Raw genomic sequence first — 20,440 nt, forward strand, 5'->3', positions numbered from 1 at the left:
GGACGGTGACTCGCCCAGGGGTAGCCGTCATTCGACGTCTCGGGCCGCCGAGGCTCCCCGTCAGGCCCTGATAGACCATGTCAGCAGCGCGCCACAGGCGGCTCCAGGTTCCGCGGCCTGACCCGAGCGCGGAGAGCCCCGGCCATCAACCTGGACGGCCGAGGACTCTCGATTGCTTCGGTCTCAGCTCAAGTCGAGGTGTCCACCCTTGACGCGGCCCGCGAACGTCTGCCACGCGCCGGGCCCGAAGACCAGCTTCGGCCCGTCCGGGTCCTTCGAATCCCGCACCGCCACCGCCGCCACCAAGTCCGCCACCTCGACGCACTGTCCCCCGGTGTTGTCACTCTTGCTGCTCTTACGCCACTGCGCGGAAACTGGAATCACGGAAGCAACCTCCACACATCACCAACTGGTGAGTCGCTGCAGCTGCTCTTCTGCCACTGCGCAGCCCACAACCGGGCAAGGGAGCTAACTTCGACGCAGGCGCCTCCCGAGGAGTCACTGCGACTAGTCTTGCGCCAGTGCACCGCCGAAACATGCGGCGTCCTCATAGGCTCTCCAAGCTCGCTTGAAGCAACTCCAGAGACTCATCAGCGGACATCGCCGCACCTCTGATCAAATCGAACTGTATCCCATACGTACGCACAGCGTCGACGTGATCGATAAGCTGCGCGCCCAGGTATCCCCCGACATGGACGATGTCCGAGTCAGAGGTGAAGTTCATGATCGTGAAGTTGCCAGGAAGACCCGCGTAGGTTCCTCTGGTGGACGGAACGAACTGCATCGTAATGTGATGCGCTTCCGCCAAGTCTATGAGGTGTTTGATCTGTCCCTTCATCACCTCGGCTCCTCCAACCGGACGACGTATGGCCCCTTCATCGAAGATCGCCACCACGTATGGCGGGTCGTTCCGTGTGAGGATCTCCTGTCGCTCCATCCGGGTAAGAACGAGTTGCTCGGCTTCCTCGCGCGCCCTTCCCTCCTTGAGCACCTCATAGGCGTACTCGGGCGTCTGGAACAAGCCAGTGATCACCATCGTCTCGAAGATGTGCATCCCCGCCGCCTCACGTTCCCGCTCGATGAAGTCCGGGAAGCCCGGGGGTAGGACCGCGAGGCGCCCGAAGCGCTGGATCCACTCCCAGAGACGGTAGAAGGTCCCGTTCGTCTTGAAGCAAGTGTCGCAGTCTTTTGCGAAATCCTCTGAAGGTCCGTATTTGCCCGACTCGACCTGCCCGATCCACTGAGGTGTGTACCCGAGCCTCTCGGCGAGTTGGGGACGGGACATACCGGCTGCTTCCCGATATGCGCGCAGTTCGACGCCGAAGTACTCGACCGGTGAGGACGGCACGTCGGGGTCGCGAGGACGACGGGGCATGGGAGCCTCCAAGATTCGAAAGCAGAACGGTTTTCTAACCGCACGCCGGGAAGTTTCTTTCCTTGGGCTTCTTGCTCTTCCAGAAGATAACGCGATTACAGGAAGCTGGGAAGCGGTAACGGAGAGAAATCAACTGGAAAGCACAAACTGATCATGGACACGCCCGTCAACCCCGCTGACCAGGCGTTGGCGCAACTCCGCCAGGACTTCCAGGGACATCGCATCTGGCGTGCGACGCGCTACGACGGAAAGCTTGGCGACTGGGTCGCCACTCTGCACGACCCCAGGGCCGGCGTAGAGCCGACCGTTATACGCAACAGCGCAGAAGAACTACGCAAGGCGCTGACCATCGAACTCAATCGCGTAACCAAGCGCACTACGGGGCAGCGCAGTAGGTGGGACCGATGGTAAAGCGATGGAACGTATCGCAGAGCCGTACTGGGTCGTCCCCCACTTCTTCTGTAACGACCCATCTCGACAGGCTCTCGACGGAAGTCATCCGCGAAGGCTGGCAAACCCTCCGCTGCTACGACGGGCCGCACCCGCTTCTTCGGGTATTCGATCCCGCTGTGCCCCATTTTGGGGAAAGCATCAGCCTCGTCCATGAATCGGCGTCTCACACGTGGTGGTACCAGTCGAGCACGGGCGAGAACCTCGCCCCGTACCACCGGCCGGGGATGGCCGCCGCGAGGATAACCCGAATCCTCATCCCGTTCGTCACGGCCATCCTCGCCGCCCGCACTCACCAGACGAAGGCGATCGACGCAACATGCCCCGACATCCCGAGCGCTCCGGACCCGGCTCAGGCGGTGACCGTCGCCAAGCTGCAAGAGCGTTTCGCTGGCGTCATCTGCTGGTGGGGTCTCTCCACCAAGGAGTGGTGGGCACTGATCCCCGGCGGGACGCAATGGCAGATCGTCAACGCAGCCGACCCTGACAACCTCGTCCAGGCCGTCCTCAAGGCCCATCCGAACAGGTGACCACAAGCCGCCGCGCGGCCGGGAAGCGCCCCGACTCTCCGCCGCGCGGCTTCCAACCGTCAGGACCGTCTCACGCCTTCTTGCGTCCTCGCGTCTTGGCGGCCGGTCGCCAGTTCTTGAGATCCTGCTCCGACAGCTCGTATCGAGCGAACTGCTCGTTGAGGAACGCCTCGAACTCCTCGGCCGGAACGCCGCCCCACTCGGGGTCCTCCTCGCCGTGCCACTGCTTCACCCACGGCAGCACCTCAAGCAGCCCGGCCAGCAACGGCGTGAGCTTCTCCGAACCCCAGGCCCCGACTTCGGCCCGGTCGTTAACAAGGTTGGCGAGGGCCTGCGCCTGATCCTTGTGATCCCATCCGGCCCACCCCAGAAGCAAGGTGTCATCCGCTTCCGGGCTCGCCCCGGGATAGGAGATGAACCGCTCCTTCGGCACGTCGAGCTTCCCGCGCTGCGACCAGTACGACGTCTTCTGGAAGTCCTTCGGGGCGTACTTCGGCGGAACCGCGATGTCGAGCCGCCTCCCTGTCCGGTCCTCCTCGCGCTGGAGTTCCCAGACCTGCTCCCACTCCTCGCGCTTCCGCAGCCCGGTGTCCTTGTAGCGGAGCGCAGCGAGATACGGCACGTGCTCGTCTGCGACGATCTCTGCCAGCACCTTCGCCAACGGAAGATCACGCTTCTTCATGTGGTCGGACGCATACAGGGCGGCCACACTCTGCATGTCCGCGTCGTCCTTGAACTGGTCCGCAAGCTGGTTGACCGTCAGCGTGCGCGGCTGCAGCAAACCATCACGTAGCGCGTACCAAAGATCTCGGTGTTCACACCTACGTAGAATCCATTTCCGAAGAGCAGATTCTTCCTGCTTTTCCCACGACTCCCCGCCCCACCGCCTCTTGTACTCGGGCTGCTCAATCAGCCCAATATCGCGGGTCCTGCTCTCAATTGCATCGATTCTCGCCTGAACTACGCGCCTGTAATCCTTCGACCAACGCCCAGGAAGTTCAGTTATCGGCTCAATGTCATGCCGATGAAACCATTCTGTCTCAATTTCACCTCTAGCAAGTCGACGGGCGAGAACAATTTCAAATGCCCGCTCACCGGCACATATGGGCGGAGGTGTCAGACAATCGCCTAGCGTCAGGGCTTCCTTTTCATTTGGATCTAGAAGCCCATAGACACCATATACATGCCAGTCCAGTTCCTCTTGCAGTGAAATCATCTGCATTAGATGGCGGCTATACGCAGCTTTTTGATTGGCGAGAAGTTCGCGACCGGGTACATCCTGCGAGGCGGACCTTGAATCAAATAGGCGTGCAAGAGAACTGGCAAGTGCCCTTTGGCTGTGCCCATCCAGTTCAAGCCCGAATCTTGGGGAAACTCCGGGACGGAGTGGCATCCTTTTTACGAGTGCACTCGGAAACTCAAAGGTCCAGGACCAAGGATGTGCCGAAGCACCACCGCCTTGGTGTTGCGCGCTCGACTTCATCAAGAAGCATGCGGTGGAAGAATTGAGAAGACCGAGAAGGGAATGACAATCCGCATCACCCGAGCGAGAATCCATGATGATGGCTGGGGCGGTCTGTTTGAAGAGCACACCCTGCCGTGCTAGCACGAAATGATTGTGAGAGGCTTTAAAGGCGAACGCAATCGAGAGATTCGCCTGGTAGCGCCGCGGAAAGAACATACTGTGATCAAACCATCGCAACCCCCTTTCCTCCGGCTTGTTTCCAAAGTCCACCCTCTCCCGGAGCGATGTGCGATTGGGCCACAGAAAATATTCTTCATTGACGGTAAGGTCCCGAGGTGCGCCCGATGCATCATACGGGAACAAGGTCACCGTCGAAACGTTGATTTGGTAGTCTCTAACGCGACTTCCCTGGACCACGGGAGCGCACCACTCAAGCAACTCCCTTGTTCCCGCGGATTGGCGTGGAAGGTAAAAGGCGTCATCCAAGCCAGTATGTGTAGTACGCCCTACGTCAAGTATCACATCACCGACTGTCTCGTTCCCTCTGCTAAGAAGTTCGAGAAGTTTTTCCGCAGCACCACCGCTCAGCGACCACGGGTGTAGTGCAAGATGGTCTCGTGGCACGTCTTCCACACTAATCCAACTTGACTCACTTCCCGGTCTATCAATCTGGGCAATGATTGCGCTCCAGACTTCCCCATTCGAGGAGTCACCTCCCCGAATGCTACGAGCCACTCTGACGCGGCGACCTAGAGAGGACGGGCGACTGCGTCCACACAGAATTATCGTAGGTGTACCCTCTTGATTGTGCCCAGGAATGCGCGCCTTCGATGAGTCGATCACATGAGTCAAATCCACCGAAGGAAGGAAACCTTCCACCAGAGCTTCACCAAAATCCCGCTTAGCGAAGGAGTTTGATGTGATCTGACCGGTAAACCCACCCGGCCCGCTGGTGTCGTGGGCGTAGATCGCCAAGTCAAAAATACGCTGAACGAAAGGTACAGAGAGCGCGTAGGTCTTTATGCATGCACTGTATGCCGATCGATAGTTTTCATTTTCGCGCTTATCCCTAACTTTAATGTAAGGTGGATTCCCGACAACCACATGGTATGTGTGCCTTCCGAGCAAGTCGCAGCGCCCAGAAAAGGCGGCTACGTCTTCGGTAGTATAGGAGAAACTCCCCTCATTTTCGAAAAGCGCATCCTGCAATTCAGTTTGGATACCTACTGCGCCTCGGCCGTGGAGGAGGGAGTCGCCTACCGCCACGTTGATCGGGAACGCGGGCGCAGTGTCGAGGCGGGTTTCGCCTGCGGCGTGGAGGGCGGCGACGAGCAGCCGGAAGCGGGCGATCTCGGCGGCGAAGGGGTTCTTGTCGCAGCCGTGCACGGATTCCAGAACGCGGCGGATGCGCATCCAGCGGTCGAGGCCCGGGGCGTGGGCCTCCCACTTGTCCAGGAGTCGCCGGAAGATGCCGAGGAGGAAGTGGCCGGAGCCGCAGGCCGGGTCGATGGTGCGGAGGCCATAAACCACGGGCTCGTCGCCGGGCCATCCGGCGGGCTTGTGCTTCCAGGGCGGTTCGAGGCCGAACTCCTCGACGGCCGGTTCGAGGGTGAGGTCGAGGATGAACTCCTCAACGAACTCGGGGGTCTGGAGGAGCGCGTACGTCTTCTTCGCGTGGTCGGAGAGGTCCTGGTAGAGGTCGCCGAGGAAGCGGGTGTCCAGGTTCTCTTTATCCGTGAAGTCGTGGACAATCCGGCCGTCCGGGTCGAGGCGGCGCCAGAACTTCAGCAGCTCGGCGGCCTGCTCGTAGGACGGCTCCATCTCCCACAGCGGGTTGTGGTCGCGGTCGAACAGGCCCGCGACGGTCTCGTTCGTGGCGGCGAGGTGGTCGAAGGCGGCGATGAGCCAGTCCCGGTCGTTCTTGTCCGGGTGTTCGCGGAAGAACTGCTGGTGACGCTCGTCGGCTTCGGCGAGGCGGTCGCCGGGGCCGGCGATCCACGGCTCGGCGATGAGGTCGTTGTCCTCGCAGAACCGCACGAACACGGTCGCGAGGATCCAGGCGACGGCGGCCTGGGTGACGCGGTCGTCCCGCCACTGACCGAACCCCAGCGCGGTGCGCTGGGCGTTACGGGCACGGTCGTACTCGCCCTTGAGCTTGGCGTGGAACCGCTGCCCCGGCTCGGTGTAGGCGCGCAGGTCGTCCTCAAGTGCGGTGACCTGCTTGCGGAGGTCCTTCAGCAGGGCCGCCTTGTCCACGCTCACTCGTTACAGTCCCCTCGCTCGGTCGTGCGGTCTTGTGTACGGGTCGTGCTGTCGGCCGGTCAAGCGGCCTGGCCGCCGCGCAGGCGGGCGACAAAAGCCTTGTCCAGAACGGTCCATTCGTTGGTGCCGATCGCCTCGACCGTCCGGCCGTCGAGGTTCGGGGTGGTGCGCGGCGCCTCCGACGGGCACAGCAGCCACAGGCCGTGCGGGACGTCCGACGCGCGGCGCGCCGCGTTCTGCAGGCCCGTCAGCAGGTCGTGCCCGCCGATGTCGAAGTACCGGGCGAGCAGGCCCGCGTTGTGGACGAACAGCACCGTGCGGGGCGGGGCGGCGCGGTCGAGGAGCCGCTGCCCGGTGCGGTCCAGGACGCGGACGACGAACGAGCGGAGCCCGCCCGGCACCTGTCCGGTGCGGGTGAAACGCTCGTCCGCGCGGAGCACCTGCCCCCAGTCGGCGCCGTGCTCCTCGGCCAGCGCGCGGAACTCGGCGAGGAACACGTCCGCGAAGTTCACCGCCACGACCGGGTACGCGGCGGCGATCGCGTCCGCGACGCCCGCGGCCCGCTTCAGGTGCACCGTCAGCGCGAGGAACCCGCCCTGGCGGGCGGCCTCGGCGAGCCTGGCGTCCGCGATGTCGGCCGGACCCTCGCCGGGGGCGCCGAGCCCGGCGCCGAGGCGGGTCGCGGTGGTGCTGCTGGACGGTGTCCGGGGCCTGACCGGCGCCGGAGGGAAGAACCGCTCGGCGGTCTGGTCGTACACCAGCGGGAACCCCGCCTCCGCCAGCGCGTCCTCAACGTCCACATACGTGGGCGGGGGCGTGTAGGCGTCCAGGTCGGGGAACCGGGCGCTGACCTTCGTCATCAGGTCGCGCAGCGCGACGCCCTGCGGGTGGCGGACGCCCGCGCCGGCCTGCGACAGCCGCAGCGCCCGCGCCAGGTCCAGGCCGCGCGGGTAGAGCTGGAGCGTCGGGGAGGCCAGCGCGTCCTCGGCGACACCGGAGGCGAGGCGGACCAGGCGGGTGTCCGACAGCGGCGCCATGCCGTCCGGCGGCTCGACGTCGCGCAGGGCCCGGATCACCTCGGCGCCGCCGGGCAGCGGGTCCTGCCCCGCCAGCTCGTCCGCGCGGGCGCCGAGCACGGCGGTGTAGTCGGACAGCTCGGCGGGCGTCGGGTCCTCGGTGCCCGGCAGCGACTCCAGCGCGACCAGGACATGCCGCCCCCGCCGGACCCGGTCCAGGCGGGGTTCGCGGCCGTCGTCGCCGTCCCCGCCGGTGAACGCCTCCGCCTCCACGGCGGCGCGGACGACGGCCAGCGACCGGGCCGCGGTCACCTCCGGCGGCGCGTCGGCCGCACCGTGCCGGACGCGCAGCAGGTCCGCCAGCTCGGCGGCAGTCGCGATGCCGCCGAGGTTGCGCACCAGGTTCACCACCTCGTCGCGGACGGGCGCCAGCCGCTCGGCCGCCGCCCACCGCTCGATGGCCTCCTTGTGGTGCCGCGACACCGTCGCCTGCGTGATGCCCGCCGCCTTCGCGACGGTGCTCTGCGTCGGCCACGGCTCGTCCGGGACGGAACCGTCCGCGCCGGGGAGGCCGAGCAGCAGCCGCAACGTCTCCCCCTTGCGGGAGCCGCGGCGCTCGTCGGCGGGGACGAGCATCGCCGCGAGGTCGTCCACGCGCGTCCCGGCGCGCTGCTCCCCCGCCGGTGCCGCGGCCGACGGGCCGGCGACCGCCTCGTCCCCCGGTTCCCGCCCCGGACGGGAGTGCGGGCGCAGCGCGGCGGTCCATTGCCGGTGCCGCCGGTTCAGCTCCTTCTTCGCGATCGCGCCCGCGCCGCGCGCCTTGGCGATCTGGTACTGCGGGACGTCCAGGAGCTGCCCGACCGTCGTGGCGTTGAAGCCCGCCGCGACCGCCACCGCGCGCGGCGACAGCCCCGCCGCGATCAGCGGGGTCTCGGTGGTCGCCGCGTCCGCCGCGATGTCCCGGGCGGCCTTCAGCTCCTCCGGCCCGAGCCCCGGCTCGACGTCGCCGCCGGCGAGGGTCTCCTGCGTCGTCGCCGGGGCCGTCGCATCCGCCCTGCGGAAGACGTCCTGCCAGGCGGCCTCCATCTGCGCGAACGTGTCGAACCGCTCCGACACGTCCCGGTGCAGGGCGCGCCGGAAGAACGCGGTGAGCCCGTCGCGCAACGCGGGCTCGAACAGCTCCGCCGACAAGTACGGGTAGGGGTCGTCGCCCGTGCGGGGGTCGGAGCGCTCGTCGCCCCACCTCGGCCGCTCCCCCGACGCCATCTCGTGCAGCGTCACCGCCGCCGCGTACCGCTCGGCGTGGTCGTCGAAGTCCGGGCGGCTCGGCGTGCCGAGGAACGGGTCGAGGTAGCCGCGGGTGCCCGCCGTCGGGTCGCGGTCCGACACGTCGGTGAGGGAGAAGTCGAGCAGCTTCAGCTCCCACGTGCGGTCCGCGCGCCGCAGCACCCCGAAGTTCTCCGGCTTCAGGTCGCGGTGCCGCACCCCCTTGGCGACGAGCTGGTCCAGCGCGCGGAACAGATCCCGGCCGAAGCGTTCGAGCTGGTGGTAGGTGAGCTTGCCGTCGTCGTGCAGGACGGCGGCGAGGGTGCGGTCACCGGCGAACTCCAGGTCCAGGACGGTGCGTCCGGCGAGCTGCCGGGGGCCGCCCAGCAGCCGGACGATCGCGCCGCCGCCGACCTTGGCGAGGGCCTCCGCCTCCGCTGCCAGCCGGCCCGCCTTCGCCTCGTCCAGGGCCACCTTGAGGACCCGCTCCGGGGCCTGGCCGTGACCGTTCTGGGCGCCGTCCTCGTCGTCGGTGTCGCGGCGCACCAGCAGCGCCCGTGACGTCGCGCCGGAGCCGAGGACCCGCTCGGCGCGCCACAGCCCCTCGGGGTCGCCGTCCACGATCTGGCCCGGCATCGCGGTCAGCGGGTCGGTCCCCTCCCAGCCGCCGGTAAGGGCGTCCTCGGGGACCGCGGCGTCCTGCTCGGCGGCGTCCAGCTCCTCCAGGAACCGGTCCGCCGACTCCAGCCGGTTCGCCGGGACGCCCTGCGTGGCCTCGAAGACGAGGCGGTCGAGCCGGTCGCCGAGACCGTCCGCGACCGCGTACGGATGCAGCCCGCCCGCGTCGCGGAGCGAATCGATCAGGGTGGCGCGGTCGGGGGCAGGCGGCCGCCCAGTGAGGATCAGGTATGCGATGGCGCCGACGCCGAATACGTCCAGGTCCACCGGGTCGGGGTAGGGCTGGTCGAACTCGGGCGCCAGGTAGACCAGTGCCGCCTCGTCGACGAGCTCGGCGTCCAGGGTGGACTGGCCGATCGTCATCGGGGTGGCGGTGTCGAAGTCGCGCGCCGCCGTCTGCCAGTCGATGATGCGCAGCACCGGGCGGGACCCGTCGTCCCGCGCCGACACGTACACCGACCGCGCCGACAGCGCCCGGTGGTACAGCGACCGGTTGTGCGCGTACCGAACCGCCTCGGCGAGCTGCCGGACCAGCGCCAGCCGCGTCTCCGGCGTCAGCGACGCCCCGTGCACGTCCAGATAGGAGTCCAGGCGCAGGTCGCGGTGGTCGTGGCGGAACAGGATCGCCGAGCCGCCCTGGTGCTCGCGGATCTGCACGGCCTGCGCGATGCCCGGATGGTTGATGCCCTGCAGCACCTGGTACTCGCGGCGCGCCGCCCGGTCGACCGTCCGGCGCGCCTCGTCGGTCGCCTGCCGGTTCACCAGGTAGATCCGGACGCGGCCCTCCTCGTGCACCATGTCGTGCCGCTCGGCCAGCCGGTCCTCCCACCTCGGCCCGGCCTCCAGCACGCTCGGCTGCATGCGCCACTCGTCCCCGAACCGCAGATGCGCCGTGGAGTGGGTGATGCCGATCCGGTCCAGCATCTGCGGCAGCCGCTTGGAGAAGTCCTCGGCGACCCTCCGGTGCTCCCGTTCCGGCGGGCGACCCAGCAGGTCGGTCCAGATGCGGGCGAGGCCCGTCTCCCGGTCGTCGCGGCCGTACACCCGCGTCCGCTGGACCTCGTCCAGCTCCGACACGAGGTCGGGGGCGGACAGGAACACCGCGGGCTCGATCCGCGGGACCCGGACGCTGAAGAACCCAAGGTCCTTGGCGGCCCAGATCAGCCGCTCCTTCAGTTCCTTGGACTTCCAGTCGGTCAGCGGGAGCGGGTTGCGGAGCGTCCTCGGCCGGTCGGGGCCCTGGAACCTCCACGTCGCCCCGTTGTTGGCGACACGTCCCGGATGGCCCTTCAGCTCGACGAGGTACAGCCCGCCGGGCGCCGCCACGAACAGGTCGCACTCGTGCACCCGGCCCGACGGGGCGACGAACGAGAACAGCGCCCACGCCCGGTACGGCTCCACGTTCGGCATCAGCGCCTTGACGTGGTCGAGCCCCTCCTGCTCCCAGGCGTAGTCGGAGGGCCGCTCCTGGAACCACCGCTGGACGGGCCTCGGCGGCCTCGGAACCGGCCTGGAGGACCCCGCCATCACCTCTCCGTTCCCCGTATCGCCCAAGCCCGCCACGCCCAAGACGGGCCTAGATCCTACCGACGCCCCACCCCTCCACCGGGTCGCTTTGCAACCCAGATCCGTGTCAGGAAGCGGCCACCGACCCTCCGTCAACCGGTACGCGGCCCCATGCGTCTCCCTGGGCCACGTCAGCCCGCGAAGGGCACCGCCATCACGCTCCCTGTGGACGGCGGGGGCCAGTGAGGCGGGAACGCCTCCCGGAGCCGGTCCTTGACGTGCTCGCGGATCTCCGCCGGCCCGTGCTCGGTGATCGGTTTGACGCAGTATTCGAGGACGGCCGGGTGACGGCGCGGTTCCCTGCACATCAGCACGGCCAGGAGGCGAACAGGCCAGACCAGGGAAGACGCGTCAGCGGTGAGGAGACCCCCGGTTGCAAGGGACGGCAGGTACTCGAAGACCAGCTCTACCGCCCGTTTGATCACGTCAGCCTCCTGGAGCAGGACGGTCCAGCCGTCCGGACGCTTCTCGGCCAGGCCGGTGAGCGCGCTTACGACCGCTTGCTGTGCCCGGTCGTACTGATCTCCGTACTCCCTCAGGGCATCGGCGGTCTGTGCGAGGAGTTCACACCAGAAGTGCCCCGCTGCGACAGTGAGAGCTACCTCGCCGGCAGCGGCGGCTGCGTCCACTATCTGGGGCATTCCGCCATCCCGATCTACAATATCGATTACAATGGCGACTACGCCGAGGTCGCCAGAAATGCGCTGTACGGAATGACCGTCGGAGATCCCGTATACCATTACGGAAACATCCAGTACGGCAACCCACTGACCCGCGAGGCCAATTACCTAGCCGGCGAGAACCGCGCCTCTATCTGCACCAGCACGATCAGAAGTAAGGCGTCCGCGCTAGGGTTGTCTTGTGACGAGTACCCCTACGCCTCCACCGAGCAGGGCGGCAGTAGCAATCCGCGGTTCTCCTGTGCATTCGTCCCACTAGACCAGAACACCAACCAAGGCAACCACATGAACACCACGTTCTTTATGCCTCAACGCATCCTGCAGGCCGACAAAGACGATGGGTCACCTGTCATCCATGGCGACCCCTTCTGGGTGTGGGTGACGGGAGCGCCGACGAATCCGCCGCCGGTCAAACAATGCAGCACGTACTGATGTGCTGCGCCCCCGCCTTTGGCGGTAAGTGCGACGGTCAGGGAACTTGTTCTCTTTGGTTCCCTGACCGTCTTGGCGCGTTTTAGGAAGGATTCTTGAATGCCTATCCCCGAACAGCTTTGGACTGCGATCCTGACCATATCCCAGGCCGATAATATCGGTATGGAGAGTTCGGAAGAGGCCGTACTGGCGGCTAGAACAGGAGACCCTCGCAACATCACCGACGATTGCATGGCGATCAGCCAGGCCATCAGATCACAACGTTCTGACGAGAGCGACCAGTTCGAGGTCGCCTTAACTGCTCAGCAGTGGGACCTCGCCATCGCGATCCTCGACAAGTCCATCCTCAAGTGTCTCCGTAACGATGAAACCGACCTTGCCGACTCCTTCATCCAGACCCGCGACACCGTGCTTGCTCAGGTTGAAGAGTACCTGCCCAGCCGTTCCGGACAACAAGCCGCTAAGCGGCTTTCTCTCGTTCTCGAGGACATCCCCGCGTATCTCCTCTTTCAGCCTGGGCGTCGCGGCCGCTACAGCTGGGCGGGTTCCGCGCCAGCCCCCGACGACTCCGCTGCTCCGAGCATCAGCACGTTCGGTCGCGGCAGAGGGGTCATGGTGCAAGTGCGTGCCGACGAGGTGAACCTCGAAGTCCAGGTCCTACCCGTAGCACCCGACCTCGACCGTGCCGCATGGGAGTCGATCGCCGAGATCACCCATCACTGGACCAGTCTTCTCTACCCCGAACTCGTTCTGGCCGTTCCGGGCCAGGAGGGGACGGTATTGTGGGACCTGACGACCGATGTGTGGCCGCACGTCACCTATCGCATGCGGCTGAGCCTGAAACCCTCCGGCCGCACCGCAGAAGACCATTTGCTGCAGATGTGGCCGGACCACACCGCGCCGCCCACCGTGCACAAGCCGGGCCATTAGGCCCGGGTTCCCGCAGTATCGGCATGCCCGGGTATGCCGGCAAGGCTGGACAGCGCGATCATTATGACGGCAACGGTAGCGTCGCCATGCGCTTCGCACTAGGAGCTCCCATCTGCTGAATTGGAATGCCGTCCCCGATGGGCAGGATCAGTGTGTGGATTCAACCGTGGGCCCGGCATATCACTGTCCGGTCATGGTTATCGACAGGCTTTATGACCGCCCATGCACCGCAATTCGTCCAGACATATGACGCTGCGGAGCCTCGCGATGACCGGCGCGGAAATCATTTGCGCCCGCTCGCCCGCCGTGATCGCTCAGCCGACCCGGAAGGTCTTGCCTGGAGCGGCGTAGCCGGTGGGACCGTCGAAGCGGATCGAGGCAGTTGTCATCGCCTGCCGAGGAGGTGAGGGAGCGTCCGATGTGGGTGACGATCAAGCGGCTCGCCTGGGCCGCGCGGGGTGTCACCGGTTTTCTCCGGCGTGTGGTGGACCTGCTCCCCGTAGTCGGAATTTCGGCGCTGTCTGCCTCGCCCAGCAGCACGTCGCACCCCTCGGCCAGGCTCGCCAGCGCCGGTCGGGGGCGGTCTCCCCTGAGTACACCAGGGACCTGCCCCCGACCTCAACGCGCAATGCGAAGGCTGACATGCCGTGCGATACCGCCCGGCTGGTCAGCGTGAGCGCGCCGACACGCGCCGAATGCCCGTCCTGCAGCTCCTTGATGGCGAACGCGGATTCGACCGGGCTGCCAACGGTGGTGTTGGTGAGGAAGTGCGCCGGCCGATCAGCCGTGCCCGGCGGGCCGTACAGGGCAATCGGGGTGGCGAGCCGGGTGTCGGCGTAGAACGCTTTCAAGTCGTTGTTCGGCGGGGGATCCGGCGAAGTTGTTCTTGGTGCTGGCGGACGTCATCAACGGCGCAGCCCATCCGCCGAGTGCACCCGCACTGCCCCCTGGAGGAGCGCGTAGTTGGCCTGCGGTGGGCTGTAGAGCCAGATACGGCTTGCTCTGCGTGCTGGCGCAGAGCAAGAAATGGAAAACCTAAGGATTTTCGTCGCAGCAATGATGCGGTCGCGGTCAGTGACCGGATCGACCGCGATCCAGAACCGGGGGTCGTAGTACCCGATGCAGCAGCCGGTGGCGAGGATTGCCTTTGGCGGGCAGTGTCGCGATCCCAGCCTGGCTTCCGGCCCACGAGCGGTTCCAATCCGCCCCGCAGGCGACTCGGGTCCGTAGGCGACCTCCTCCACCAGGGGCAGCCCAGCCCTCGTCTCGTGCCCGGGAGAGTCCTTGTTCCTCGTCGCCGTGTACGCCCAGGGAGCACCCTTGTTGGACGGCGCCGTCCGCCGCTCGGCGGACGGCCGTCCACATGACTGCACGCGTCCGTCCGCACCGGCGCGGACCGTCCAGATAGCGGACGTAGCGCAGAGTTGTCCCGCCTTTCCGGCCACGTCGGTGCCAGATGCATGTGGCCTCTCGGATGTCGGCGCAGCAGGTTCGCCATGCCGCCGTCCGGTCCGCCGAGGCCGTCCGCCGTAGCCGTACCGATCCTTGAGGCGGAAGGCGGCACATGTACCGGAGGCATTGCTTCGCAACATTTCGGGCTTCGTCGTGAAGGTGGAGGGCACTGATGTGGCTATGGTCGTCGGGGGCACTACGGCGAACCAGCGGAAGCAAGCGCACCCGCGGACAGCAGCCGGAGCCGACCAAACCGCTCCATGATCTCGGCGGCGACACCCGGATCCCGTTGGCCCTCGACGTCCTGCCCCAAGAGATCCGCCCACGAGCCCCCAGACCTGAGCCTTCACGCCCCTTCAGCGTCACCTGATCTTTCATCGCCTGACCAGTGGACCTGCGGACGCAACTTCGGACCGCGCTCGGTCCGAAACCCGTAAATGTCACTTACGCCATTACTTGCCCCCCGCGCCGCCTCAGCCCACGGCAAGCCGGGCGGCGACGGCCTCCTGGGCGGTCCGTCCATCGCATGGGGGCGGTTTCGCATTGGATCTCATCAGCATGCGGACCTGCGCCCGAACAGGGCGACGCTGAACGGTCGGCGCGTGGCTGACGTTGATCAACCGACACGCGCTCGACAGTAGCGTTCCAACTACTCTCTGTGTAAAGTCCTGGGCAAGGTCGTCAAACTCTCGCGAAAGGGCGCTGTCCGGCCCACGAAGAGAGCTGCACGGGCGAGCCTGCATGGCGGCGCGTCCGGCGGCACGTTGACGAGGCGAGGTATGCCCTTGCGGAACGACCGGGTCCCACGTCGTAGTGAGCGCAGAGCCGAAAACGTCCGGCTGTACACGCCCGCCGAGGCGGCGGCCATGCTGCAGGTCCGGGAATCCTGGCTGAGGAAGAAGGCCAGCGCGCGGGCCGTCCCGTGCACGTTCATCGGCAAGCACCTGCGGTTCAGCGAGCAGGACATCGACGCGATCATCGCGGCCGGTGCCAAGCGGCCGATCGTCCAGCGGCGGCGCGGCCAGGCCTGAGCCCCCGATTACCGAGAAGGAGTGTGTCATGGCGTATGCCGAAAAGCGCGGCAACAAGTGGCGGGTCCGGTACGTGCGGCCGGACGGGAGCACCGCGTCGCAGTCGGGCTTCGACACCAAGCAGGCAGCCCTGCACTGGGGAGAAGAACAGGAAGCCGGTATCCGGCGACATAGGTGGAACGATCCCCGTGACGGAGCGGCGTTATTGGCCGACTGGGTCGAGCTGTGGTGGGCCGGGCAGGACCTGGAGGCCACCACCGAAGCCAAGTACCGGTACCTGATCGACCACCACATCGTCCCCGCCTTCGGGAACCGGCCGGTCAGCACCTTCACCAGTCCCGAGGAGGTCGTCGCCTGGGAGAAGCGCACCCGCACCAACGGGTTCTCCCACCGCACGGCGGCCGACGCCCGATCACTGCTGGGCACGATCCTGGGCGATGCCAAAGAACGGGGCATGGTCGCGTCCAACGTCGCGGTGAAGCGGCGGGGGCGCGGACGTAAGCGAACCCGGCGGACCATCGCGGTGCGCGGGCCGGAGAAAGTGTGGGCTACATCCCTGCAGGCACTGCTGCTCGCCGAGCGGTGCGCGTTGCTATCGGGACGCGATGACGACTTCGTCCTGATCGTCCTCGCCGCCTACACCGGCATGCGTTGGGGCGAGGTTCACGGGCTGGAGCGGCCCGCGTGCCGACTGGACCGCATCCAGATCGACTGGCAGTTGCGTGAGTTGGCCGGGCGGCTGGAGATGGTGCCGCCCAAGGACGACTCGCACCGGCCGGTGGACCTGCCGCCTTTCCTGGCGGCCCTGGTGTCCGACCAGAGCACGCGGACACGGGGCCGCTGCGCCTGCCAAGGGCGGACGCCTGAGTGCGGGGGTCGCGGGCAGTTCCTGTTCCTCAGCCCCGACGGCGGGCACCATCGGCGGTCCAACTACGCCCGCCGCATCTTCCAGCCGGCGGGCGACGGACGCTACCCCGGCGGAACCCGGCAGGCCGGCAAGCGCATCCTGGTCGAAGCGACCGGATGGCCTGGGGTGCCGATCCCACCCTGGCCCGACGCCGTGGCCGGGCAGCCATTCGTCCCGCCTCGCGGTAAGGGAATCCGCGTTGTGGACGAGGACGCCTCACCCGCGGTCTGGCTGCCGCTGGTCGAAGGGCTCACCCCGCACGGGCTGCGGCACAGCCACAAGACCTGGATGCTCGAAGACGGCATTCCGGAAGTGCTTCAAGCCGAGCGGCTCGGGCATACGGTCCCGGGCATCCGGGGCGTGTACTCCCACATCTCCGACGGTATGCGGGACGAACTCAAGGCCAAGCTCCAGCGGCGGTGGGAGCAATCGCTGGCACAGCGGCTCCGCTTCGGAGCCGCCTCGCCGGTGCCATTACTGAACCGGCTGCTGGAGGCCGCCCAGGCGAAGGGCACTGCCCGCGGGCACCTCGCCAGCGCTTAGAACGGAAGCATCGATACGGGGGTGGGTGGTCGCCGTCCATCCCCGTTTCCGCGACTACGGACTGTGACAGTGACCGGGAGGCCTCCGGTGACCTCGTTCGGGTGGGAGGGAGATGATCTCCCAGAATCCTCCCAGTTGATCACTCAGGCCCAGCCGCCGATGTGCGGGAGGGCCTGTGTAGTAAGGGTGGGCGATACTGGGTTCGAACCAGTGACCTCTTCGGTGTGAACGAAGCGCTCTCCCACTGAGCTAATCGCCCGGGCGGGCCCGGGGGCCCGACGTCGGAAACTCTAGCGCATGTTGGGGGTTGCGCGTGCATCGTCGCGGTCAGGTCCAGAAGGCTGGGTCCTCTATGTGCCAGGGGACCTTGAGGCCGTAGATGGCGAGGTAGGCGGTCGCGGCGGCGGCCACGAGGATGGTGGTCACCGTGCCGAGGATGAGGTTGCGGCGGCGCCGGCGGGGGTCGAAGGCCTGTTCCTTTGCGCGGTCGGCGGCGGCCTTGGCGCGGTGGAGGGCGCGCTGGGCCCAGGCGAACTCGGTGGAGAGGATCGCCAGGCCGACGACGATGCCGACGAGGCCGGGGCCGGGGGTGACCATCATGATCAGGCCGCCGATGAGGACGGCGGAGCCGATGGTGAAGACGCCCGCGCGCCAGGCGGTGTTCAGGAGGGGGTTGCGCCGGATCCGCTCGCGGAACCTGTGGTGACGCCCCCGCGCCTCCGGACGGGCTTCTTTTTCCTGTTTGATCGTCACGGTTTTACCCCAAGCCAGTGGATCGGCCGCCCGGGACGTTAGATTACCGTGCCGATCCTCCCACGTGACGGTGGCACCGTGCGGGAAAGATCCGCTTTTGCGCAGGTCAGACGGCCGTTTTGCTACGGTGAGATGGATCACACTCGCCGGGGACGCAGGAATGTTCGGCCGAGATCAGGCAGTTAGGCGTCATAGATCGCGGGGATGTCCGGGTACAGGGAGAAGCACCACCGGCCTCCCCGCGAGGCAGCGGGACCGACGTTAGAGGGAATGGCCATGAACAGCAGCACCACCGTCTCAGCAGAGCTGGGCCTTCGTCTCGTCGTCCCCGACCGCACGACCGTGCCCCTGCTCGCCGGGCTGGAGTACGCGGCCGACGACCCGTACGCGATCCGCATGGCGTTCTACGTGGGCGATGACGAGCCGGTGGAGTGGATCTTCGCTCGGGAGCTCCTGACGGTCGGCATCGTGCGCAGGGTCGGGGAGGGCGACGTGGAGGTCTGGCCCGGCGCCGACGACGGCACGCTCCACATCGCGCTCTCGTCCCCGTTCGGGGACGCGTTGTTCGAGGTGCCGCTGCCGGCGCTCGCGGACTTCCTGCACCGGACCTACCAGGCGGTGCCCGCGGGTGAGGAGACCGAGTTCATCGACATCGACGCCGAGCTGGAGAACCTGCTCTGGCCGTCGTAGGTCACTCGGTCAGCCGCGCGATGTGGCGCATCTTGTTCGTCGCGTCCAGGGCGGCGACCTTGTAGGACTCGGCCAGGGTGGGGTAGTTGAAGACCGCGTTGACCAGGTAGTCGACGGTGCCGCCGCAGCCCATGACCGTCTGCCCGATGTGGACGAGCTCCGTGGCGCCCGTGCCGAAGACGTGGACGCCCAGGAGGCGGCGGTCGTCGGGTGAGACGAGGAGTTTCAGCATCCCGTAGGAGTCGCCGATGATCTGGCCGCGGGCGAGTTCGCGGTAGCGGGAGACGCCCACCTCGAAGGGGATCTTGGCCTCGGTGAGCGCGTCCTCGGTGAGGCCCACGAAGCTGATCTCGGGGATCGTGTAGATGCCGATGGGCTGGGTCTCGTGCATCGCCGATACGGGCTCGCCGCAGGCGTGGTGGGCGGCGAGGCGGCCCTGCTCCATGGACGTCGCGGCGAGGGACGGGAAGCCGATCACGTCGCCGACGGCGTAGATGTGCGGGACCTCGGTGCGGAAGTCGGCGTCCACCTTGATGCGCCCGCGGTGGTCGGCGGACAGGCCGGCGGCGTCCAGGCACAGGTCGTCGGTCATGCCGTGCCTGCCGGCGGAGTACATGACGGTGTCGGCGGGGATGCGCTTGCCGCTCTCCAGGACGGTGATCGTGCCCTTGGGCATCCGCTCGACGGACGCGACGCTCTCCCGGAACCGGAACGTGACGGCCAGGTCGCGCAGGTGGTACTTCAGGGCCTCCACGATCTCCAGGTCGCAGAAGTCGAGCATGCGCTCCCGGCGCTCCACGACGGTGACCTTGGTGCCGAGGGCGGCGAACATCGAGGCGTACTCGATGCCGATGACGCCGGCGCCGACGACGACCATCGTCTCGGGGATGCGGTCCATGTTGATGATGCCGTCGGAGTCGATGATCGTCCGGTCGTCGAAGTCGACGGTGTCGGGGCGGGCCGGCCGGGTGCCGGTGGCGATCACGACGCGTTCCGCGGTGACCTTGTGCTCGCGGTCGCCGGCGCTGGTGATCCCGACGGTGTTCGGCTCCAGGAACCGGCCGCGGCCGGGCAGCACCGTGACGCGGTTGCGGGCGAGCTGGCTGCGGACGGTGTCGATCTCGCGGCCGATGACGTGCTGGGTCCGCATGCCGAGGTCGGCGACCGTGATGTCGTCCTTGACCCGGTAGCTCTGGCCGTACAGCTCGCGCTGGTTCAGGCCGGTCAGGTAGAGGACGGCCTCGCGGAGCGTCTTGGACGGGATCGTCCCGGTGTTGATGCAGACGCCGCCGAGCATGTCGCGGCGGTCGGCGATGGCGACCTTGCGGCCCAGCTTGGCGGCGGCGATCGCCGCGCGCTGCCCGCCGGGGCCCGAGCCGAGGACGAGGAGATCGAAGTCGTTCACGAGCCCAGTCTGACGGGACCGGCACCGTCCAGATAAGGCCTTGCAGGGATAAATCCCCGTTTGATCAGCGGGTCAGCCCCTCGGCGAGCGTCTCCAGGCCGGCCTTGACGCGGTCGAGCCCCATGCCGCGCGTGCGCCGCTGGTGGAGGAACAGGTTCGCCGCGAGGGGCGCGAGGAGGGCGTCGGCGAGGTAGGCGGTGTCGGCGTCCGGGCGGATCTGGCCGAGGAGCATCGCCACGTGCCGGTGGTAGAGCCGGTACGAGCCGTCCCTGAAGCGGGCCTCGGGCGGGTCGGACTCGGCCATCAGCAGCAGGTCCGCCTGCTCCTCGGTGCGGTCGGCGAGGGCGCGCAGGAAGGCGCGGAGGCGGTCGCGGGGGTCGGCGCCGGGGCCGAGCGGCGGCGGGCCCTTGATGAAGGCGCTCTGGAACTCGCGCTCGCGGTCGTCGATCACGGCGTAGACGAGCCGGGCCCGGTCGCCGAACCGCCGGTAGACGGTGCCGACGCCCACGCCGGCGGCGCGGGCGACCTCGTCCATCGTGACGGCCTCGGGGCCGCGGGCGGCGATCATCTCGGCGGCGGCGCGCAGGATGCGGCGGCGGTTGTGCGCGGCGTCGGCGCGCTCGGCCGGGGGACGGCCCGCGACCGGCAGTTCCCGCATCCCGCCCCCTCTCGGCACGGCAGCCCAGCCTATCGGAGTTGTATCCGGAGCACTCTCCGGATAATCTCCGACATAAGTGGAAAATTCTCCGGTTAACTGGGAGTCGGGATGACGCTTCAATCGACGGCGGGCGCGCCCGCCGCGGACCGCGGCGCGCTCACGGGCCGCGCCGCGCTGGTCACCGGCGGCGGGCGCGGCATCGGCGCGGAGATCGCGCTGACGCTCGCCCGGGACGGCGCCGACGTGGCCGTCACCTACGTGCGGGCCGCGGACCGGGCCGCCGAGGTCGTCCGCGGCGTCGAGGCGGCGGGCGGCCGCGGTCTGGCGATCGCCGCGGACGCCGCCGACCCC

General features: G+C 67.4%; 18 protein-coding genes and 1 tRNA gene. 9 read left to right on the forward strand and 10 right to left on the reverse strand.

The features are described 5' to 3' along the window. Positions 1–183: 183 nt before the first annotated feature. Genes IEZ03_RS16675 through IEZ03_RS16685 form a run of 3 tightly spaced genes read right to left on the reverse strand, consistent with a single transcriptional unit; the run spans position 184 to position 1,375 of the window. The gene (locus IEZ03_RS16675) at positions 184–384 is read right to left on the reverse strand and encodes a DUF397 domain-containing protein (RefSeq protein WP_184883505.1); all 201 of its coding nucleotides are present in this window, start codon (positions 382–384) and stop codon (positions 184–186) included. Then, a complete protein-coding gene (locus tag IEZ03_RS38850) occupies positions 381–551 on the reverse strand; it encodes a DUF397 domain-containing protein (RefSeq protein WP_184883503.1) in 171 nt (56 codons plus the stop codon). Before IEZ03_RS38850 ends, IEZ03_RS16675 begins: the two co-directional genes overlap by 4 nt. Beyond that, positions 548–1,375 carry a helix-turn-helix domain-containing protein gene (locus IEZ03_RS16685; protein ID WP_184883501.1) on the reverse strand — a complete coding sequence of 276 codons (828 nt, stop codon included), beginning with the start codon at positions 1,373–1,375 and terminating at the stop codon, positions 548–550. The genes IEZ03_RS38850 and IEZ03_RS16685 overlap by 4 nt, the downstream gene beginning before the upstream one ends. Between IEZ03_RS16685 and IEZ03_RS16690 the strand changes: the two genes are divergently transcribed. Genes IEZ03_RS16690 through IEZ03_RS16700 form a run of 3 tightly spaced genes read left to right on the forward strand, consistent with a single transcriptional unit; the run spans position 1,374 to position 2,355 of the window. Beyond that, entirely contained in the window at positions 1,374–1,526 is a 153-nt protein-coding gene (locus IEZ03_RS16690; RefSeq protein ID WP_184883499.1) for a hypothetical protein, read from the forward strand. The genes IEZ03_RS16685 and IEZ03_RS16690 overlap by 2 nt on opposite strands. Positions 1,527–1,528: 2 nt before the next feature. After that, positions 1,529–1,786 carry a hypothetical protein gene (locus tag IEZ03_RS16695; RefSeq protein ID WP_184883497.1) on the forward strand — a complete coding sequence of 86 codons (258 nt, stop codon included), beginning with the start codon at positions 1,529–1,531 and terminating at the stop codon, positions 1,784–1,786. Next, entirely contained in the window at positions 1,780–2,355 is a 576-nt protein-coding gene (locus IEZ03_RS16700) for a hypothetical protein (protein ID WP_184883495.1), read from the forward strand. Before IEZ03_RS16695 ends, IEZ03_RS16700 begins: the two co-directional genes overlap by 7 nt. 70 nt (positions 2,356–2,425) lie before the next feature. Here the strand turns inward: IEZ03_RS16700 and pglX are convergent, their stop codons facing one another. The 3 genes from pglX to IEZ03_RS16715 all read right to left on the reverse strand — a co-directional run bounded on the left by pglX (position 2,426) and on the right by IEZ03_RS16715 (position 11,249). Continuing rightward, a complete protein-coding gene (pglX, locus tag IEZ03_RS16705) occupies positions 2,426–6,076 on the reverse strand; it encodes a BREX-2 system adenine-specific DNA-methyltransferase PglX (protein ID WP_229808334.1) in 3,651 nt (1,216 codons plus the stop codon). A 65-nt stretch (positions 6,077–6,141) separates the two neighbouring features. Beyond that, positions 6,142–10,569, reverse strand: coding sequence for a BREX system serine/threonine kinase PglW (pglW, locus tag IEZ03_RS16710; RefSeq protein WP_184883491.1), 4,428 nt, complete (start codon positions 10,567–10,569; stop codon positions 6,142–6,144). A gap of 170 nt (positions 10,570–10,739) precedes the next feature. Further along, positions 10,740–11,249: a hypothetical protein gene (locus tag IEZ03_RS16715; protein ID WP_189241209.1), complete on the reverse strand. Its 510-nt coding sequence runs from the start codon at positions 11,247–11,249 to the stop codon at positions 10,740–10,742. A 72-nt stretch (positions 11,250–11,321) separates the two neighbouring features. Here IEZ03_RS16715 and IEZ03_RS16720 point away from each other — a divergent pair, with 72 nt between their 5' ends. The 4 genes from IEZ03_RS16720 (at position 11,322) to IEZ03_RS16735 (ending at position 16,583) form a co-directional block, all read left to right on the forward strand. Then, a complete protein-coding gene (locus tag IEZ03_RS16720; protein ID WP_131979175.1) occupies positions 11,322–11,720 on the forward strand; it encodes a NucA/NucB deoxyribonuclease domain-containing protein in 399 nt (132 codons plus the stop codon). Between the two features lie 99 nt (positions 11,721–11,819). Then, positions 11,820–12,650 carry a hypothetical protein gene (locus tag IEZ03_RS16725; RefSeq protein WP_131979178.1) on the forward strand — a complete coding sequence of 277 codons (831 nt, stop codon included), beginning with the start codon at positions 11,820–11,822 and terminating at the stop codon, positions 12,648–12,650. A 2,231-nt stretch (positions 12,651–14,881) separates the two neighbouring features. Further along, a complete protein-coding gene (locus tag IEZ03_RS16730) occupies positions 14,882–15,133 on the forward strand; it encodes a helix-turn-helix domain-containing protein (protein WP_184883488.1) in 252 nt (83 codons plus the stop codon). A gap of 28 nt (positions 15,134–15,161) precedes the next feature. Then, a complete protein-coding gene (locus tag IEZ03_RS16735; RefSeq protein WP_184883486.1) occupies positions 15,162–16,583 on the forward strand; it encodes a tyrosine-type recombinase/integrase in 1,422 nt (473 codons plus the stop codon). 187 nt (positions 16,584–16,770) lie between these two features. Here IEZ03_RS16735 and IEZ03_RS16740 read toward each other — a convergent pair. Both IEZ03_RS16740 and IEZ03_RS16745 read right to left on the reverse strand, forming a co-directional pair. Further along, positions 16,771–16,842 (reverse strand) — tRNA-Val (locus IEZ03_RS16740). Between the two features lie 68 nt (positions 16,843–16,910). After that, positions 16,911–17,336, reverse strand: a complete 426-nt coding sequence (locus IEZ03_RS16745; RefSeq protein WP_229808335.1) for a TIGR02611 family protein — start codon at positions 17,334–17,336, stop codon at positions 16,911–16,913. A 276-nt stretch (positions 17,337–17,612) separates the two neighbouring features. On the opposite strand from IEZ03_RS16745, the gene IEZ03_RS16750 reads away from it, so the two are divergent. Continuing rightward, positions 17,613–18,026 (forward strand): SsgA family sporulation/cell division regulator, encoded by a 414-nt coding sequence (locus IEZ03_RS16750; protein WP_132049566.1) that lies wholly within the window; start codon positions 17,613–17,615, stop codon positions 18,024–18,026. A 1-nt stretch (position 18,027) separates the two neighbouring features. Here the strand turns inward: IEZ03_RS16750 and sthA are convergent, their stop codons facing one another. Both sthA and IEZ03_RS16760 read right to left on the reverse strand, forming a co-directional pair. After that, the gene (gene sthA, locus IEZ03_RS16755) at positions 18,028–19,431 is read right to left on the reverse strand and encodes a Si-specific NAD(P)(+) transhydrogenase (RefSeq protein ID WP_184883484.1); all 1,404 of its coding nucleotides are present in this window, start codon (positions 19,429–19,431) and stop codon (positions 18,028–18,030) included. Between the two features lie 64 nt (positions 19,432–19,495). Further along, complete coding sequence (locus IEZ03_RS16760; RefSeq protein ID WP_132049570.1) at positions 19,496–20,089, reverse strand: TetR/AcrR family transcriptional regulator; 594 nt, start codon at positions 20,087–20,089, stop codon at positions 19,496–19,498. Positions 20,090–20,197: 108 nt separating this feature from the next. Between IEZ03_RS16760 and IEZ03_RS37970 the strand changes: the two genes are divergently transcribed. Beyond that, positions 20,198–20,440, forward strand: a 243-nt coding sequence (locus tag IEZ03_RS37970) for an SDR family NAD(P)-dependent oxidoreductase (protein ID WP_229808336.1), incomplete at its 3' end; no start/stop codon positions are given.

Origin of the sequence: Actinomadura livida, from assembly GCF_014648675.1 — a bacterium.
In the GTDB taxonomy this organism is placed as follows: Bacteria; Actinomycetota; Actinomycetes; order Streptosporangiales; family Streptosporangiaceae; genus Spirillospora; species Spirillospora livida.